Genomic DNA, 522 nt, shown 5'->3' on the forward strand with positions numbered 1-522 from the left:
ATATGTTTTGCAGCATGTCAGATATTTCCTGTGACAAAACACGGAAATCCTGAGGGAAACTATACATTCTTTTTCTATCGTTAAGATTCAGTTCTTCTTGCTGGCGTAATGTCATCTTCTCTTCAATACGATTTTCCAGCAATACCAGCTCGGTATCTACACGCTCACGCAGGTCTGAGGCTGGCATTTTCATTTCTTCGCCATAGGGGAATGTCACGCCCCAAATCTGTTCGCGTTCCTGTTCTGTCAGTATCCTGAAGTATTCAGAAAATCCAGAAAGTTGATCTATTTTTGACACCAGTACATAAACTGGGAAATGTATACCAAGAGTTTTGCGAGTATCATCGAGTCTTGCTCTGATTTTAGCAGAAAGGTCGTACAATTCAGCCTTGCTGCGCCCCATAACATCTGAAACAGAAATATTGATAATCACGCCATTTATGGCTTTTATTGATCGGTATTTCCGGATGCCATTTAAAATGTTTTTCCATTCGTTATTATTTTCATCCGCCTGGCTAACAT

1 protein-coding gene is annotated in these 522 nt (G+C 40.2%); it reads right to left on the bottom strand.

Annotated elements, in window-relative coordinates; translation table 11 throughout:
* Positions 1-522: type VI secretion system protein (locus tag WH277_RS00455; RefSeq protein WP_339503725.1), on the bottom strand; the 522-nt coding region annotated here is incomplete at both ends.

Source organism: Erwinia sp. MYb416 (assembly GCF_037479575.1).
Taxonomy (GTDB): domain Bacteria; phylum Pseudomonadota; class Gammaproteobacteria; order Enterobacterales; family Enterobacteriaceae; genus Erwinia; species Erwinia rhapontici.